This window comes from Pseudomonas sp. BNK-44-b (assembly GCF_047456245.1).
Classification (GTDB): Bacteria; Pseudomonadota; Gammaproteobacteria; order Pseudomonadales; family Pseudomonadaceae; genus Aquipseudomonas; species Aquipseudomonas machongensis.
Map to the genome: position 1 here is coordinate 1,221,366 of NZ_CP179908.1, position 16,856 is coordinate 1,238,221.

Genomic DNA, 16,856 nt, shown 5'->3' on the forward strand with positions numbered 1-16,856 from the left:
TTCGTGAGACGCAAAATCCTGCTGCTGCTGGAAATGGGCCTGATCCTTGCCGGCCTGGCCGTAGGCTGGTCGGCCTGGAAGGTTAACTCGGTCCTGGAGCAGCCGCTGCATGTCACCGAAGAGCGCCTGCTCGATGTGCCCAATGGCACCAACCCCAACCGCATGTTCTACCGCATGCAGAGCGAGGGGCTGCTCGACGATGCCTTCTGGTTGCGTCTTTACTGGCGTTTCAACTTGGCTGGCACCGCACTGCATACGGGTGAGTACCGCCTGACGCCCGGAATGACCGTCGAAGCCCTGTTCGACGCCTGGCGCCGTGGCGATGTGGTGCAGTACAACCTCACCCTGGTCGAGGGGTGGACCTTCCGCCAGGTGCGCACGGCCGTGGCCAGGCATGAAAAGATCAAGCACACCCTCGACGGGCTCTCCGACACTGAAGTGATGGACAAGCTTGGGCATACCGGTGTTTTCCCTGAGGGGCGTTTCTTCCCGGACACCTATCGCTTCGTGCGCGGCATGACCGATGTCGAACTGTTGCAGCAAGCCTACATGCGCCTTGAGGAGGTGCTGGCCAAGGAGTGGGCGGATCGGATGACCGATTTGCCATACCGTGATCCCTACCAGGCGCTGATCATGGCCTCGCTGGTGGAGAAGGAAACCGGTATTCCTCAGGAGCGAGGGCAGATCGCAGGCGTATTTGTGCGCCGCCTTCGCTTGGGCATGATGCTGCAGACCGATCCTACGGTTATCTACGGCATGGGGGAGCGCTATAACGGCAAGATCACGCGTGCCGACCTGCGTGCACCGACACCCTACAACACATACACCATGACCGGCCTGCCGCCGACACCGATTGCCATGGTCGGGCGCGAAGCGATTCACGCCGCGCTGAATCCGTCAGACGGTACCAGCCTGTATTTCGTCGCGCGTGGCGATGGCAGCCACGTCTTCTCCGATGACCTGGACGACCACAACACGGCTGTGCGCGAATACCAGCTCAAGCGCCGCGCCGACTACCGTTCCAGTCCGGCGCCACAAGCCCCGCGGGGCACGGCCGATCAGGCACCGGTGGCCGAGCCGCCAACTGAAGCCGCGCCTCGGTCCGGCGAACCCCTTGAAGGCGCACCAGCCCAGTCCGCCGAAGAGCCCGCGCCCGCACAAGCGCCGGCGCCCACCGAAAAACAGTAAGGAATGCCCGTGAGCGGTTTGTTCATCACTCTGGAAGGCCCCGAAGGTGCAGGCAAGAGCACCAATCGCGAGTACCTGGCCGCGCGCCTGCGTGAGCAGGGCGTGGATGTGGTCATGACCCGTGAGCCTGGTGGTACGCCGTTGGCCGAGCGTATCCGCGAGTTGCTCCTCGCTCCCAGCGACGAAACCATGGCGGTCGACACCGAGCTCCTGTTGATGTTCGCTGCGCGCGCCCAGCACTTGGCCGAGGTCATTCGCCCAGCACTGGCGCGGGGCGCCGTGGTGCTTTGCGACCGTTTCACCGACGCCACCTACGCTTATCAGGGCGGGGGACGTGGCCTGCCTGTGGAGCGCATCGCGGTGCTGGAAGACTTCGTTCAGGGCACGCTGCGCCCAGACCTGACCCTGGTCTTCGATCTGCCAGTAGAAGTCGGTCTTGCCCGTGCTGCCGCCCGCGGTCGCCTGGACCGCTTCGAGCAGGAGGGCCAGGCATTCTTCGAGGCGGTGCGTCAGGCTTATCTGCAGCGCGCAGGCCAAGCGCCGCAGCGCTACAGCCTGCTGGATGCCGGGCAGCCGCTTGAGGCGGTGCAGCGCGCCATCGACGCATTGCTGCCAGGTATCCTGGAGCGTTGCCGTGGCTGAGGCCTACCCCTGGCAGCAAGCGCTCTGGCAGCAGTTGGCCGGGCGCAGCCAGCATGCCCATGCCTACCTGTTGCACGGGCCGCAGGGTATCGGTAAGCGCGCCATGGCCGAGCGCCTGATGGCTCGCCTGCTGTGCCAGCAGCCGCAAGGGGTGGATGCCTGCGGGCAATGCAAGTCGTGCCTGTTGCTCAAGGCTGGCAGCCATCCCGATAACTTCGTGCTGGAACCCGAAGAGGCCGACAAGCCCATCAAGGTCGACCAGGTGCGGGATCTGGTTTCGTTCGTGGTGCAGACTGCGCAGCTGGGCGGGCGCAAGGTGGTACTGATCGAGCCGGTCGAAGCGATGAACGTCAACGCCTCCAACGCTTTGCTCAAGAGTCTCGAAGAGCCTTCGGGCGATACCGTGCTGCTGCTGGTGAGCCATCAGCCCAGCCGTTTGTTGCCAACGATCAAGAGCCGTTGCCAGCAAGTCGCCTGTGCGCAGCCGACGCTTGCGCAGAGTCAGGCCTGGCTGGCGACGGCGCTACCGGAGCTCGATCAGGTCGAGCGTGACGAACTGCTGACCCTGGCGGCAGAGTCGCCACTGATGGCTGTCAAGTTGCAGTCCCAGGGTGTGCGCGAGCAACGGGCACTGGTCACCGAGGGGGTGAAGAAGCTGATCAAGCAGCAGCAATCGCCCAGCCAGTTGGCTGAGGCCTGGAACAACGTGCCGCTGCTGTTGCTGTTCGACTGGTTCTGCGACTGGTCGCACCTGATCCTGCGCTACCAATTGACCCAGGACGAAGACGGGCTAGGCTTGGCCGACATGCGCAAGGTCATACAATACCTTGCGCAGAAGAGCAGGCAGGGCAGGGTGCTCGAGGTCCAGGCCTGGATTCTCGAGCAGCGCCAGAAAGTGCAGGGCAAGGCCAACCTCAATCGCGTGCTGCTGCTCGAAGCCCTGTTGGCCCATTGGCTGCAGATGCTGGCCACGCGCTGATTCCCCATCGTTCATTTTCATGTGTGCTTTCATTCCATGCTCGTAGATTCCCATTGCCACCTCGACCGACTTGACCTGAGCGCCCATGCGGGCTCGCTCGACGCCGCCCTGCGGGCGGCCCGCGAGCGTGGGGTCGGGCATTTTCTGTGCATCGGCGTAAGCGCCGAGAACGCCGGGGCGGTCAAGGCCCTGAGCGAGCAGTACGCCGACGTCGACTGTTCGGTGGGCGTGCACCCGCTCGACCTGGCCCCGGGGGAGACGCCGGCGCTGGAATGGTTGTTGCGCGAACTGGCTCACCCGCACGTGGTGGCCATTGGCGAAACCGGATTGGACTATCACTACGAGCCTGAGGCCGCCGAGTTGCAGCAGGCGTCTTTCCGCTTGCACCTGGAGGCGTCCCGGCAGACAGGCAAGCCGGTGATCGTTCACACGCGCGCGGCGCGGGCCGACACCCTGGCGCTGCTGCGCGAGGCCAGTCTGCCGCAGGCGGGCGTGTTGCACTGCTTTACAGAAGACTGGGACATGGCCAAGGCTGCACTCGATCTGGGGTATTACATCTCGCTCTCCGGAATCGTCACTTTCCGCAATGCCGACGCCCTGCGCGAGGTCGCACGCCAGGTGCCTGTCGACCGGCTGCTGGTAGAGACCGACTCGCCATACCTGGCGCCCATCCCGTATCGCGGCAAACCCAATCTGCCGCAGTACGTGCGTGAGGTCGCCGAGTACGTCGCCTCATTGCGAGGGGTGAGCTACGCGCAGTTGGCCGAGCAGACGACCGCCAACTTCAAGCGCCTGTTCCCCTTGGCACGCGTCGCCTGAAGCTAAAGCAAGGCGGGCAAAAAAAACCCGGATTCTGGGGGAGGAATCCGGGTTAAGACCATTAGGAGTAAAACAAAGGTACGCGGTCCCTGGGCACCTTTATCGGCGCGCCACTTGGGGGGATGCGCCGCGCCAACACTTCAAGTATTGGCGAGTATCCTCGCACTGCCAGCGTCAGTTGGTCGTTTTTTAAACAGATTTGGAATACACCTGACAACCAATGGGCCATCAGGGTATGGCAGCCAGCAGAAATCGGATGAGTTTGCTGCTATTACGTACCTATCTGTATAGATGTGCGGTGAAAAGTCTGGAGAGTGTGTAGATCGTGCGCGGCTTCCCGGCTGCGTACAGCGTTCGATGAGCCTGGCGAGTCTGGCGAGCCCTGCCGCGTCGGTTGTAGACGAGTGTCAGTCGGGCGCGGAGTATCTCACGCATCCCTGGGATTCAGACCAAGCAGACCCGGTTTGCACTCGAACTCATCATGAAACACAGATATGGTTGGATGATCCGTGCAATTTGCTGCAAGTTAGGCATAATAATCCGCTTCGATTGTCATCCAGTCCTTCTTATGCAGAAAGAACCTCGTAAGGTCCGTGAGTTTCGTCGCCGCGAGCAAGAAATCCTCGACACGGCGCTCAAGTTGTTTCTCGAACAGGGTGAAGACAGTGTCACCGTCGAGATGATCGCCGACGCGGTCGGTATCGGCAAAGGCACGATCTACAAGCACTTCAAGTCCAAGGCGGAGATCTACCTGCGCCTGATGCTCGACTACGAGCGTGATTTGAACGCGCTGTTGCATTCGGACGACGTCGATCGCGACAAGGAAGCCCTGTCGCGAGCCTATTTCGAGTTCCGCATGCGCGATCCCCAGCGCTACCGCTTGTTCGACCGTCTCGAGGAGAAGGTGGTCAAGGGTAACCAGGTGCCGGAGATGGTCGAGGAACTGCACCGTATTCGCGCCTCCAATTTCGAGCGACTGACCCAGCTGATCAAGGGCCGTATCAGTGAAGGCAAGCTCGAGGATGTGCCGCCATACTTCCACTACTGCGCTGCCTGGGCGTTGGTGCATGGCGCCGTAGCGCTGTATCACTCGCCGTTCTGGAGCAACGTTCTCGAGGATCAGGAAGGTTTCTTCCAGTTCCTGATGGACATCGGCGTGCGCATGGGCAACAAGCGCAAGCGCGACCCGGAACCGGCCACCTGAAGACCCCTGCGGAGCGTTGTCCATGACGGACAGGCTCCGCCAGTCACTTCTGCTTCGGCGACAGGGCTTGCAAAAACCTGATCTTTGAGTCAAGTTTTGCCGACTCGCTTTTCTCATGCCGGAGTCACCCATGATCGTCGATCGTCAAGGCAGGCGTTTTCGCAACCTGCGCGTCAGCCTGACAGCTGCCTGCAACTATGCGTGCAGTTACTGTGTGCCCGATGGCAAGCGCCTGGTGGCGGCGCAGGATGAGCTGTCCGCCGATGCACTGGCGCTCGGGGTGGCTCTTCTGGTCGATGCCGCAGGTATTGAGCGTCTGCGCATCACCGGTGGCGAACCATTGATCAGCCCCCGCCTGGAGCCGTTCCTGAAGGTTATCGGTGGCTTGGGGCTCAAGGATATCGCCTTGACCACCAACGGTCAGTTGCTCAGTCGCAAGCTTGCGATGTTGCGTGCAGCGGGTATCGACCGGCTCAATGTCTCGCTCGATACCCTCGACCCCACCGCGTTTCGCAGCATCGCTCGGGGCGGCGACCTGGCCAGCGTGCTGAGGGGCATGGAGGAGGCGAGTGCGGCGGGTATGCGCATCAAGATCAACATGGTGCCGATGCGCGGGCACAATCTCGATCAGGTGGTGCCGCTGCTCGACTACTGCCTGGCAAGAGGCTATGAACTGCGTTTCATCGAGTTGATGCGCATGGGTCACCTGGCGCTTGATTCGAATGCATTCCTGCGTCAGTTCGTCAGTCTCGAGCAATTGCTGGCATTGATCGGCGATCATCATCACTTCCAGCAGGCGCCAGCGGCTTTGGATGCAACGGCCCTGCGCTACCAGATTCCGGGCCAAGGTTACTTTGGTGTGATTGCCAACGAGAGCGTGCCGTTTTGCCGGACCTGCTCGCGCTTGCGTCTGTCCTCTACTGGCTGGCTGCATGGCTGCCTGTCTTCGGGCAATCGCCACTTTATCGGCGATCTGCTCGACAAGCCGCGTCACCAGGCACTTCCAGTGATTCAGCGGCTGCTGGTCAAGGCTCTGGCGGACAAGCAGGAGCTGGCGTTCTCGGGGGGTGTGACAGTGATGAAGGTGATCGGCGGCTGAGCTGGCGCAAAAGCTGCATCTGGCGGCTATTCGCCGGTTTTTCGTCACCGGTCACTGGAGGAAAGATGCGTAGCCTGGTCTTGCTGCTGGCGCTGATGGCGTTGAGCGGCTGCATGAAAGTCAGCGACATGGGCGAAGGTGTTCGCTATCAGATGAGCGACGCCGGTCTGCTCGATCACAGCGATACCGCTCGAACCCTGTCGGTTCGGCTGCAGCCTGATTCGTTCATCTTCATTGGCCAGGGCGCTTTCGTGCCGCCTGGAAAAGGGCCGGTGCCGCAGCAGAACGCCGTTGCAGAAGAAGCATTCAAGAGCTTCGTCGAGTACTTCCCGTTGGTGCGTCGCGCCAGGGCGCCGTTGGGGTTGGAGGACGCGATAGCCAAGGCGCGTTCGGTCGGAGCCCATTACGTGCTCTATACCCGTTTCGCTCGCACCGATGACCGCATTGGTAATGGCGACGAATGGTACGACGAGCAGGCAGTGGATCGCCTTGGTTGGGACACGGGTGTGGTGCAGATGATGCTGATCGAAACCAGCACGCGCTATTTGATCGATACCGCACGCATCAAGAGCCGTGGCGGTTTGTTGACGTTCCACGACAATACGCCGCAGGATTTGCTCGCGGCACCCATGCGCGAGTACGCTCGTAGCCTCCTGGGAATGAGTCGGTAAGGAACGGGTGATGACAGGTACGGGCAAGGCCAACGATCTTCTGGCGCAGATACCCAAGGACAAGGGGCTGCCTCCCGTACATCTGTGGAATCCCGATTTCTGCGGCGACATCGATATGCGCATCGCCCGCGACGGCACCTGGTACTACCTGGGGACGCCGATCGGGCGCAAGCCGATGGTGCGCTTGTTCTCTACCATCATTCGTCGCGACGGTGATGACTATTTCTTGGTAACGCCTGTGGAAAAGGTCGGCATTCGTGTCGATGATGCGCCGTTCGTGGCGGTCAGCCTGGAAGTGGAGGGCAGTGGTGAGCAGCAGGTCCTGCGATTCACCAGCAATGTCGAGGATCAGGTCGAGGCCGGTCCTGATCACCCCATTCGGGTAGAGACCGATCCGACAACGCATGAGCCATCGCCTTACCTGCTGATGCGCAGCAACCTCGAAGCGCTCATCCACCGCAATGTGTTCTACCAACTGGTGGAGCTTGCGGTGCCACGCGTGATCGATGGCGAGGAGTGGTTGGGGGTTTGGAGTGGCGGGGTGTTCTACCCCATCGGGCGCGACCACTGAGCGCATCTTGCGACGATCTTTCTGATCCCGGAAAAACAAAAAACCTCCAGTGCTTGCGCATCTGGAGGTTTTTCAGTGTCTGGCTCCGCGACCTGGACTCGAACCAGGGACCCAATGATTAACAGTCATTTGCTCTACCGACTGAGCTATCGCGGAATCTGCGCGTATCTTACTGAATGCCAAGGGGAAGTCAAGCTGCCCCCTGGCAAATCAAGCAGTTACAGCACTTCGACGATGGCCTTGGTGACCACGTGGATGTTGCTCTGGTTCAGTGCCGCCACAGCGATGCGACCGGTGTCCAGCGCGTAGATGCCGAAGTCGTTCTTCAGGCGCGCGACCTGTTCCACGGTCAGGCCCGAGTAGGAGAACATGCCGACTTGGCGACCGACGAAGCTGAAGTCGCGGTTGGCACCGTACTCGGCCAGGAGCGAGACCATCTGTTTGCGCATGCCGTGGATGCGTTCGCGCATTTCGCCCAGTTCAGCTTCCCACATCTGACGCAGTTCCGGGCTGTTGAGCACAGTGGCGACGATGGTTGCACCGTGAGTCGGCGGGTTGGAGTAGGTGGTGCGAATCACCCGCTTGACCTGCGACAGCACACGCGTGCTTTCGTCTTTCGAAGCGGTGACGATCGACAGCGCGCCGACGCGCTCGCCATACAGCGAGAACGATTTGGAGAACGAGCTGGAGACAAAGAACTCCAGGCCCGACTCGGCGAACAGGCGTACGGCGAAGGCATCTTCGCCGATGCCTTCGCCGAAGCCCTGGTAGGCCAGGTCGAGGAATGGCACGTGGCCTTTTGCCTTGACCACTTCCAGCACGTTCTTCCAGTCGTCGAGCGACAGATCGACACCGGTCGGGTTATGGCAGCAGGCGTGCAGGACAACGATCGAGCCCGAGGGCAGCGTGTTCAGGTCTTCGAGCATGCCGTCACGGTTGACGTCGTTGCTCGGTGCGTCGTAATAGCGGTAGTTCTGTACTGGGAAGCCTGCAGTCTCGAACAGGGCGCGATGGTTTTCCCAGCTCGGATCGCTGATGGCGACTACCGCGTTCGGCGAAAGGCGCTTGAGGAAGTCGGCACCGATCTTGAGGGCGCCGGTACCGCCGACAGCCTGCACGGTCACTACGCGGCCTTCAGCCAGCAGTGCGGATTCAGCGCCGAACAGCAGTTTTTGTACGGCCTGGTCGTAGGCAGCGATGCCGTCGATCGGCAGGTAGCCGCGGGAGGCATGTTGGGCGACACGCTGGGTTTCGGCTTCGATCACCGCGCGCAGCAGCGGGATGCGGCCTTCCTCATTGCAATAGACGCCAACGCCCAGATTGACCTTGTCGGTACGTGGGTCAGCGTTGAATGCTTCGTTGAGGCCCAGGATGGGGTCGCGGGGTGCCAGCTCGACAGCGGAAAACAGGCTCATTGTTACCTTGGCTCTGAATAGGAGAGTGATAGGAAATGCACCCTCCAGCCCAGTGCACTGAAGCGGTGCAAACGGGGAGTCAGTATAGTGATACCGATCGGTCACTGCGACACTCTGGCACAGGTTTTCAGGCGCTTTGCGCAAATATTTTTCGACCATTGGTCGAATTGCCTTGTCCACCGCAATGAGCGTTCACATCTGCGGCGGCAAAGGCCACCCCGACGCGTCTTTTTGCGTATAGACTACTGGCTAAATTTACAGTTGCCGCGACATCCAAGAGGTCCGTCATGTCCGAGTTCCAGCTCGTTACCCGATTCCAGCCGGCCGGCGACCAGCCCGAAGCCATTCGCCTGATGGTCGAGGGTATCGAAGCGGGCCTGTCGCACCAGACCCTGCTCGGGGTGACCGGCTCCGGCAAGACCTTCAGCATCGCCAATGTCATTCAACAGGTCCAGCGCCCGACCATGGTGCTGGCGCCGAACAAGACGCTGGCTGCCCAGCTGTATGGCGAGTTCAAGGCTTTCTTCCCGCACAACGCGGTGGAGTACTTCGTCTCCTACTACGACTACTACCAGCCGGAAGCCTACGTCCCGTCGTCGGACACCTTCATCGAGAAGGATGCCTCGATCAACGACCACATCGAGCAGATGCGCCTGTCGGCGACCAAGGCATTGTTGGAGCGGCGCGACGCGATCATCGTCACCACGGTGTCGTGTATCTATGGCCTGGGCAGCCCGGAAACCTACCTGAAGATGGTTCTGCACGTCGATCGCGGCGACAAGCTCGACCAGCGCGCACTGCTGCGTCGGCTGGCCGACCTGCAGTACACCCGCAACGAGATGGACTTCGCCCGTGCCACCTTCCGGGTGCGTGGTGATGTGATCGACATCTTTCCGGCCGAATCGGACCTTGAGGCCATCCGTATCGAGCTGTTCGACGACGAGGTGGAGAACATTGCCGCCTTCGACCCCTTGACCGGCGAAGTGATCCGCAAGCTGCCGCGTTTCACTTTCTACCCCAAGAGCCACTATGTGACCCCGCGCGAGACTCTGCTCGAGGCGGTGGACGGCATCAAGGAGGAGCTCGGCGAGCGGCTGGAGTACCTCAACAAGGCCAACAAGCTGGTAGAGGCCCAGCGTCTGGAGCAGCGTACGCGCTTCGACCTGGAGATGATTCTCGAGCTGGGTTATTGCAACGGTATCGAAAACTACTCGCGCTATCTGTCCGGTCGCCCGGCTGGCGCCCCGCCGCCGACGCTCTACGATTATCTTCCTGCCGACGCGTTGCTGGTGATCGATGAGTCACACGTCAGCGTTCCTCAGGTCGGCGCCATGTACAAGGGCGACCGTTCTCGCAAAGAGACACTGGTGGAGTATGGCTTCCGCCTGCCATCGGCGCTGGATAACCGGCCTATGCGCTTCGACGAGTGGGAGTCAGTCAGCCCGCAGACCATCTTCGTCTCGGCGACGCCTGGCCCTTACGAGGCAGAGCATGCCGGGCGTGTGGTCGAGCAGGTGGTGCGGCCAACCGGTCTGGTCGATCCTCAGGTAGAGGTGCGTCCAGCCCTCACTCAGGTGGATGACCTGCTGTCGGAAATCGGCAAGCGCGTGGCGGTGGGGGAACGGGTGCTGGCGACGACCCTGACCAAGCGCATGGCCGAGGACCTTACCGACTACCTCGCAGACCACGATGTGCGTGTGCGCTACCTGCACTCGGACATTGACACCGTGGAGCGGGTGGAGATCATCCGAGACCTGCGTCTGGGTACCTTTGATGTACTGGTGGGCATCAACCTGTTGCGTGAGGGGTTGGACATGCCGGAGGTGTCGCTGGTGGCCATTCTCGATGCCGACAAGGAAGGCTTCCTGCGTTCGGAGCGTTCGCTGATCCAGACCATTGGCCGCGCTGCGCGCAACCTAAACGGCAAAGCGATTCTCTATGCCGACCAGGTGACAGGCTCCATGCAGCGGGCGATCGACGAGACCGAGCGGCGTCGGGCCAAGCAGGTGGCGTTCAACGAGGCGAATGGCATCGTGCCCAAGGGGGTGGTCAAGGACATCACCGATATCCTGGAAGGCGCCACGGTGCCCGGTGCGCGCAGCAAGAAGCGCAAGGGCATGGCCAAGGCGGCGGAGGAGGCTGCGCGCTACGAGGCAGAGCTCGCCACTCCTGGCGAGATCACCAAGCGCATCAAGGTGCTGGAAGAGAAGATGTTCCAGCTGGCGCGCGACCTGGAGTTCGAGGCCGCCGCCCAGTTGCGCGACGAGATCGGGCAACTGCGTGAGCGCCTGATCGCCAGCTGAGTGCACTCGTCGGCGCAGAAATGGCCGGGTTACAGGGTCAGTGTGCCTCGCCGGCCTTCAGCCCCTGCGGCAGTTTGCGTGTCAGCAAGACCGCCACCATGCTGACCGCCAAACCGATCCCTACCAGATGGAAGGCATCGTTGTAGGCCATGATCAATGCCTGCTGGTGGGTGATTTCGCTCAAGCGCCCCAGTGCCGCGCTGTCACTGCCCAGTCGTTCGGCCAACTGGGCCAGCCGCTCCGCCACTTGCGGGTTGCTTGGCACCACTGATTCGCGCAGGTAGTCGAAATACACCTTGGTCCTTGCATCCAGCAAGGTGGCCAGCAAGGCGATACCAATGGCGCCGCCCAGGTTGCGCAGGATGTTGAACAGGCTCGAAGCCGAGCCCGCATCCTGGGGCTGAATGTAAGCTGTGGCGATCAGCGAGATGGTGACCATGATCATGGGCTGCCCGAGTGCGCGAATGATCTGGATATGGTTGAACTGTGGCCCTGCGAAGTCCGGGTTGAGCACTCCCGAGCCGAAGCTGGCAGCCCCGAACAGGCAAAAGCCCAGTGCGCAGAGCAACTTGGGCGCAATCACCTTCATCAGTTGCGGCACCAGCGGAATCAGGAACAGCTGTGGAATTCCCATCCACATGATCACCTCGCCGATCTGCAGGGCGTTGTAGCCCTGGATCTGCGCAAGGTACAGCGGCAGCAGATAGATCGAACCATAAAGCCCAACACCCATCCCCAGGCTGGCGATGCTCGACAGGCCGAAGTTGCGGTTGCCGAGGATGCGCAGGTTGATCAGGGGGTTGGCCCGCGAAAGCTGGAGGATGACGAAGGTGATCAGGCAGAGCAGGGCCACGGTACCCAGGCCGACAATAAGGCTCGACTCCAGCCAGTCCTTGCGATGGCCTTCTTCCAGAAAGACTTGCAGGCAGCCCAGGCCGACCCCCAGGGTGACGATGCCGGCGTAGTCGGTGCTTTTGAGCAGCTCCCAGTGCGCCTCTTTCTTCTCCAGCCCGTAGAGCAGCCCTGCGATCATCACCAGCCCCGGCGGGATGTTGATGTAGAAGATGTATTCCCACCCCCAGTTTTCGGTGAGCCAACCGCCCAGGGTCGGACCGATGGAGGGGGCGAAGGTCGCGGTCATGGCGAACATCGCCATGCCCTTGGCTCGATGGTGTTCGGGCAGCTTGATCAGGGTCAGGGTGAAGGCCAGCGGAATCAGTGCGCCGCCGGTAAACCCCTGGAGAGCGCGAAACACGATCATGCTTTCCAGGTTCCAGGCCATCGAGCACAACAGCGAGGCCGCCAGAAAACCAAGCGAGACCCACACCGCCAGGCGCCGTGCGGATAGTAACTGCACAAGCCAGGCAGTCAGCGGAATCATGATGATTTCCGCCACGAGATAGGAGGTCGAGATCCACGAGCCCTCTTCCAAGGTGGCAGACAGCGCCCCCTGGATATCCTTGAGCGAGGAGTTGGTGATCTGAATGTCCAGCACGGCCATGAATGCACCGAGCATCACGCTCATCACCGCAATCCAGTCGCGCCGGCTGAGGCTCCGCAGTCGGTCGCAGCAGTTGGTCACCGGCCATCGTGAGTTTCGCCGCGCTCTGCCTGATCGGCGCTGTTGCGCAGGTCGACGGTGGCGGTTACCGACATGCCTGGGCGAATGCGACCGTGCAAGGGGTTATTGGCTGCAAAGGTCAGCTTGACCGGAATGCGTTGCACCACCTTGGTAAAGTTGCCGGTGGCATTGTCTGGAGGCAGCAGGCTGAATTGCGCCCCGGATGCGGCGAACAGGCTGTCGACACGGCCTTCGATCGGGGTGTCGGGATAGCTGTCGAAGATCAGTTCGGCACGCAGACCCCGATGCATGTTGCCGATCTGGGTTTCCTTGAAGTTGGCCTGCACCCAGATGTCTTCGTCCGGGACGATCGATAGCAGATAGGCGCCGGCTTGCACCACCTGGCCATTGCGGGCGCTGCGCTGGCCGATGGTGCCACTGATGGGGGCGTGGATTTCACAGCGGGTAAGGTTGAGTTCTGCCTGTGCCAGATCTGCCCGGGCGTTGGCAATTTGCGCATCGAGGCGCTTGAGCTCGGCCGTCAATGCATCGATCTGCTGGCGCTGGCTCTGCAGGTCGGCCTGGGCTTTGTCGACTTGGGAGCGGGCGACGTGGTTTTCCGCAGACAGGGTGGTGACTCGCTCCTCCGAGACGAACCCAGGTTTGCGCAGGGCTTCGGCACGATTGAGGTCCAGGCGCGAGCGATCAAGGGTGGCCTGGTTGGCGGCCACCTGGGCTCGGCCGGCGGCGATCAAGCTGTCTTGCTGGGTCAGTCGGCTTTGCGCCTGGACGCGTTCGGCTTCACGCGTAGCCAGTGCCGCGCGGGCACGCTCGACCGCCAGCTGGAAGTCGGCGACCTCCAGGCGGACCAGCAGATCGCCTTGCGTGACGTGTTGATTGTCCTCTACCAGCACCTCGTCGACCCGCGCACCCAGCTGGCTGGAAATGCGAGTGATCTCACCCTGCACATAGGCATTGTCGGTGCTCTCGTAGAAACGCCCCTTGAAATACCAGTGGGCGAGAAAGGCGAGGGCGATCAGCACCACCAAGGTGAGAAAGATCAGCAGGCGGCGTTTGAGTTGAGCAGGCATAGGGACTATCGTTCCAGAAATGTAAGCAAATTTAACAGCTCGGCAATGCACCGTCACAAGTGACGATAGCGCCATTGCTGGAGCCCGATGCCCGCACCCTGCTAACATCCCGCCTTTGTTTCATCTTTCGTCCGAGACTGTCCATGACCACCGTTCGCACGCGTATCGCGCCATCGCCCACTGGCGACCCCCACGTCGGCACTGCCTACATCGCCCTGTTCAACTACTGCTTTGCCAAGCAGCACGGCGGCGAGTTCATCCTGCGCATCGAAGACACCGATCAGTTGCGTTCGACCCGCGAGTCGGAACAGCAGATTTTCGATGCCCTGCGCTGGCTCGGTATCGAATGGAATGAAGGTCCGGACGTTGGCGGCCCGCACGGCCCGTACCGCCAGAGCGAGCGCGGCGAGATCTACGCCAAGTACGCCAAGCAACTGGTCGATGCCGGCCATGCGTTCTATTGCTTCTGCACCGCCGAAGAGCTGGATCAGATGCGTGCCGAACAGATGGCCCGTGGCGAAACACCGCGCTATGACGGCCGCGCATTGAAAATGAGCGCCGAGGAAGTGCAGCGTCGACTGGCCGCTGGCGAGCCCCACGTGATTCGCATGAAAGTGCCGAGCGAAGGTATCTGTGTGGTGCCGGACATGCTGCGTGGCGATGTCGAGATTCCATGGGACCGCATGGACATGCAGGTTCTGATGAAGAACGATGGCCTGCCGACGTACTTCCTCGCCAACGTGGTCGATGACCACCTGATGGGCATCACCCACGTCTTGCGAGGCGAGGAGTGGCTGCCGTCGGCGCCGAAGCTGATCAAGCTCTACGAGTATTTTGGCTGGGAGCAGCCCAAGCTGTGCTATATGCCGCTGCTGCGTAACCCGGACAAATCCAAGCTGTCCAAGCGCAAGAACCCGACCTCGGTCACGTTCTACGAGCGTATGGGCTTCATGCCTGAAGCCATGCTCAACTACCTGGGGCGCATGGGCTGGTCGATGCCGGACGAGCGCGAGAAGTTCTCCCTGGCAGAGATGGTCGAGCATTTTGACCTGTCGCGTATTTCCCTTGGCGGGCCGATCTTCGACATCGAGAAGCTGTCCTGGCTCAATGGCCAGTGGTTGCGCGACCTGCCGGTCGAGGAGTTTGCTGCGCGCGTGCAGAAGTGGGCGTTCAACAGCGACTACATGATGAAGATCGCACCGCATGTACAGGGTCGTGTCGAAACCTTCAGCCAGATCGCGCCACTGGGCGGGTTCTTCTTCGAGGGCGCCCTCAAGCTCGATGCCAAGCTGTTCGAGCACAAGAAACTGTCGCCCGATCAGGTGCGTCAGGTCATGCAGTTGATCTTGTGGAAGCTCGAAAGCCTGCGGCAGTGGGAAAAGGAGCGTATTACCGGCTGCATCCAGGCGGTGGTCGAGGCCCTGGAGCTGAAGCTGCGTGACGCCATGCCGCTGATGTTCGCCGCAATTTCGGGGCAGGCCAGCTCGGTGTCGGTGCTCGATGCCATGGAGATTCTCGGCCCCGACCTGACCCGCTACCGTCTGCGCCAGGCGCTGGAACTGCTGGGCGGCGTGTCGAAGAAAGAGAACAAGGAGTGGGAAAAGCTGCTGGCGAATATCGCCTGATTGGCTTATCTCACGCCCCTGTGGCAGTGGGCTTGCCCGCTGCCACAGGACCTGGCAATCGCCGGGAGCAGGGCAGGGCGGTAAGTGATTGTTATCTGTGAAAAAAATTTTTGATATTTTCACGAATTCGTTTGACAGTGCTGCAATCCGATCTTAATATGCGCCCCGTCCACAGCGATGAACGAAAATGAAGCGCCAGGCACCCAGCCGGTGATTCAGTTCAAAGCGACATTGTGGGGCTATAGCTCAGCTGGGAGAGCGCCTGCATGGCATGCAGGAGGTCAGCGGTTCGATCCCGCTTAGCTCCACCAAATTCCGCTTCGTGATCAAGGTCGTGAAGCAAGACTGGTCCAGCAACCAGGTCTTGAAGGTAAGAAGGTTCGTCCCCTTCGTCTAGTGGCCTAGGACACCGCCCTTTCACGGCGGTAACAGGGGTTCGAGTCCCCTAGGGGACGCCAGTATTGCACAAGCGATATTTCATGATGTCGCTGGGCCGAGAGGCTAGAAATCCGGGGCTATAGCTCAGCTGGGAGAGCGCCTGCATGGCATGCAGGAGGTCAGCGGTTCGATCCCGCTTAGCTCCACCAATTTTGCCGCGGTTCGTGAAAACGGATCGGCACGAAGGTTACGTCCCCTTCGTCTAGTGGCCTAGGACACCGCCCTTTCACGGCGGTAACAGGGGTTCGAGTCCCCTAGGGGACGCCATTTCTTCCCGCGTTTTGCGGGGTTGAAAGGCTCATTCGACTGTTGAGTGAGCTTTTTGTTTTGTTTCGGGGCTATAGCTCAGCTGGGAGAGCGCCTGCATGGCATGCAGGAGGTCAGCGGTTCGATCCCGCTTAGCTCCACCAATCTGCCACGGTTCGTGAAAACGGATCGGCACGAAGGTTACGTCCCCTTCGTCTAGTGGCCTAGGACACCGCCCTTTCACGGCGGTAACAGGGGTTCGAGTCCCCTAGGGGACGCCACTTTTACCCGTGTTTTACGGGACTTCAAAGGCTCATTCGATTATTGAATGGGCCTTTTGTTTTTCTACCTCCTTAATCTTCCAGGTGCCCGATCAGCGGTACGCGATTTCGCTTGCCAGAAAATATTACATGCGTAATATTTCGATCATCATATGTGGGGGTGCCCATGAACGATAAAAAGACCAGGACTCGCGAGCGTATTCTCGACGCCGCCTGTAGCGCACTGATCCAGCAGGGGCCAGCCGACCCCAGCGTAGGTCAGGTAATGGCTGCAGCAGGCCTCACCGTCGGAGGCTTCTACGCCCATTTCGATAGCAAGGATGAATTGATGCTGGCGGCATTCGACCAGTTGCTCGGTGAGCGACGGGCCTTGCTTTCGCAGGTCGACCCCAGCCTGTCTGGTGCCGAGCGTCGTGCGCTGGCAGCGGCTTTCTATCTGTCGCGCAAGCACCGTGATGCCCATGAGCACGCCTGTCCCTTGCCTAATGCGTTGGGTGAGATGCAGCGTTTGCCCGCAGCCTTTCGCGAAATGTTGGCCGAACACCTCGAGCTTATGACGGCGCAGATGGTCGATCGTCCCGAGGATATCGACAAGGCGTTCGCCGACCTCGCCCTGATGGTCGGCGGCCTGGCCCTGGCCCGAGCCCTGGGCGCTACCGAACTTTCCGACCGTATTCTGCGCGCCGCCAAGTCGGCGGTTATCTGAGCAACCTCAACTCTGGA

The 16,856-nt window shown here is 60.9% G+C and carries 15 protein-coding genes and 7 tRNA genes; 17 read left to right on the forward strand and 5 right to left on the reverse strand.

What is annotated here, in order from left to right:
- Nucleotides 1-3 precede the first annotated feature (3 nt).
- From mltG to ACMGGG_RS05890, 8 genes are all read left to right on the forward strand, one after another.
- Nucleotides 4-1,188, forward strand: a complete 1,185-nt coding sequence (gene mltG / locus ACMGGG_RS05855; protein ID WP_414155040.1) for an endolytic transglycosylase MltG — start codon at nucleotides 4-6, stop codon at nucleotides 1,186-1,188.
- Between the two features lie 9 nt (nucleotides 1,189-1,197).
- Nucleotides 1,198-1,830, forward strand: a complete 633-nt coding sequence (tmk, locus tag ACMGGG_RS05860) for a dTMP kinase (protein ID WP_054893077.1) — start codon at nucleotides 1,198-1,200, stop codon at nucleotides 1,828-1,830.
- Nucleotides 1,823-2,809 carry a DNA polymerase III subunit delta' gene (locus ACMGGG_RS05865; RefSeq protein WP_414155041.1) on the forward strand — a complete coding sequence of 329 codons (987 nt, stop codon included), beginning with the start codon at nucleotides 1,823-1,825 and terminating at the stop codon, nucleotides 2,807-2,809. The genes tmk and ACMGGG_RS05865 overlap by 8 nt, the downstream gene beginning before the upstream one ends.
- A 36-nt stretch (nucleotides 2,810-2,845) precedes the next feature.
- Complete coding sequence (locus tag ACMGGG_RS05870; protein WP_414155042.1) at nucleotides 2,846-3,628, forward strand: TatD family hydrolase; 783 nt, start codon at nucleotides 2,846-2,848, stop codon at nucleotides 3,626-3,628.
- 568 nt (nucleotides 3,629-4,196) lie between these two features.
- Nucleotides 4,197-4,832 (forward strand): TetR/AcrR family transcriptional regulator, encoded by a 636-nt coding sequence (locus ACMGGG_RS05875; RefSeq protein WP_054893080.1) that lies wholly within the window; start codon nucleotides 4,197-4,199, stop codon nucleotides 4,830-4,832.
- Between the two features lie 130 nt (nucleotides 4,833-4,962).
- On the forward strand, nucleotides 4,963-5,931 hold the full coding sequence (locus ACMGGG_RS05880; RefSeq protein WP_414155043.1) for a GTP 3',8-cyclase MoaA: 969 nt from the start codon (nucleotides 4,963-4,965) through the stop codon (nucleotides 5,929-5,931).
- Between the two features lie 65 nt (nucleotides 5,932-5,996).
- The gene (locus tag ACMGGG_RS05885; RefSeq protein WP_414155044.1) at nucleotides 5,997-6,602 is read left to right on the forward strand and encodes a DUF4823 domain-containing protein; all 606 of its coding nucleotides are present in this window, start codon (nucleotides 5,997-5,999) and stop codon (nucleotides 6,600-6,602) included.
- 10 nt (nucleotides 6,603-6,612) lie between these two features.
- Nucleotides 6,613-7,173 carry a DUF1285 domain-containing protein gene (locus ACMGGG_RS05890; RefSeq protein ID WP_112897758.1) on the forward strand — a complete coding sequence of 187 codons (561 nt, stop codon included), beginning with the start codon at nucleotides 6,613-6,615 and terminating at the stop codon, nucleotides 7,171-7,173.
- Between the two features lie 80 nt (nucleotides 7,174-7,253).
- Here ACMGGG_RS05890 and ACMGGG_RS05895 read toward each other — a convergent pair.
- From ACMGGG_RS05895 to ACMGGG_RS05905, 3 genes are all read right to left on the reverse strand, one after another.
- A tRNA-Asn gene (locus tag ACMGGG_RS05895) sits at nucleotides 7,254-7,329 on the reverse strand.
- Nucleotides 7,330-7,391: 62 nt separating this feature from the next.
- On the reverse strand, nucleotides 7,392-8,588 hold the full coding sequence (locus tag ACMGGG_RS05900) for an amino acid aminotransferase (protein WP_414155045.1): 1,197 nt from the start codon (nucleotides 8,586-8,588) through the stop codon (nucleotides 7,392-7,394).
- Nucleotides 8,589-8,715: 127 nt separating this feature from the next.
- Nucleotides 8,716-8,877 carry a hypothetical protein gene (locus tag ACMGGG_RS05905; protein WP_155738200.1) on the reverse strand — a complete coding sequence of 54 codons (162 nt, stop codon included), beginning with the start codon at nucleotides 8,875-8,877 and terminating at the stop codon, nucleotides 8,716-8,718.
- Here ACMGGG_RS05905 and uvrB point away from each other — a divergent pair.
- Complete coding sequence (gene uvrB, locus ACMGGG_RS05910; RefSeq protein ID WP_054893085.1) at nucleotides 8,876-10,891, forward strand: excinuclease ABC subunit UvrB; 2,016 nt, start codon at nucleotides 8,876-8,878, stop codon at nucleotides 10,889-10,891. The genes ACMGGG_RS05905 and uvrB overlap by 2 nt on opposite strands.
- 37 nt (nucleotides 10,892-10,928) lie before the next feature.
- On the opposite strand, the gene ACMGGG_RS05915 is transcribed toward uvrB, so the two are convergent.
- Together ACMGGG_RS05915 and ACMGGG_RS05920 are read right to left on the reverse strand one after the other, a co-directional pair.
- Nucleotides 10,929-12,419, reverse strand: coding sequence for an MDR family MFS transporter (locus ACMGGG_RS05915; RefSeq protein WP_177339334.1), 1,491 nt, complete (start codon nucleotides 12,417-12,419; stop codon nucleotides 10,929-10,931).
- 50 nt (nucleotides 12,420-12,469) lie between these two features.
- Nucleotides 12,470-13,543: an HlyD family secretion protein gene (locus ACMGGG_RS05920; RefSeq protein ID WP_054893087.1), complete on the reverse strand. Its 1,074-nt coding sequence runs from the start codon at nucleotides 13,541-13,543 to the stop codon at nucleotides 12,470-12,472.
- A gap of 143 nt (nucleotides 13,544-13,686) precedes the next feature.
- Between ACMGGG_RS05920 and gltX the strand changes: the two genes are divergently transcribed.
- The 8 genes from gltX (at nucleotide 13,687) to ACMGGG_RS05960 (ending at nucleotide 16,839) form a co-directional block, all read left to right on the forward strand.
- Nucleotides 13,687-15,168 (forward strand): glutamate--tRNA ligase, encoded by a 1,482-nt coding sequence (gene gltX, locus ACMGGG_RS05925; protein ID WP_054893088.1) that lies wholly within the window; start codon nucleotides 13,687-13,689, stop codon nucleotides 15,166-15,168.
- 235 nt (nucleotides 15,169-15,403) lie between these two features.
- Nucleotides 15,404-15,479 (forward strand) — tRNA-Ala (locus ACMGGG_RS05930).
- A gap of 71 nt (nucleotides 15,480-15,550) precedes the next feature.
- Nucleotides 15,551-15,626 (forward strand) — tRNA-Glu (locus tag ACMGGG_RS05935).
- Nucleotides 15,627-15,679: 53 nt separating this feature from the next.
- Nucleotides 15,680-15,755 (forward strand) — tRNA-Ala (locus ACMGGG_RS05940).
- Nucleotides 15,756-15,797: 42 nt separating this feature from the next.
- Nucleotides 15,798-15,873 (forward strand) — tRNA-Glu (locus ACMGGG_RS05945).
- A gap of 67 nt (nucleotides 15,874-15,940) precedes the next feature.
- Nucleotides 15,941-16,016 (forward strand) — tRNA-Ala (locus tag ACMGGG_RS05950).
- 41 nt (nucleotides 16,017-16,057) lie between these two features.
- Nucleotides 16,058-16,133 (forward strand) — tRNA-Glu (locus ACMGGG_RS05955).
- Between the two features lie 166 nt (nucleotides 16,134-16,299).
- Nucleotides 16,300-16,839, forward strand: coding sequence for a TetR/AcrR family transcriptional regulator (locus ACMGGG_RS05960; protein WP_054893089.1), 540 nt, complete (start codon nucleotides 16,300-16,302; stop codon nucleotides 16,837-16,839).
- Nucleotides 16,840-16,856: the final 17 nt, after the last annotated feature.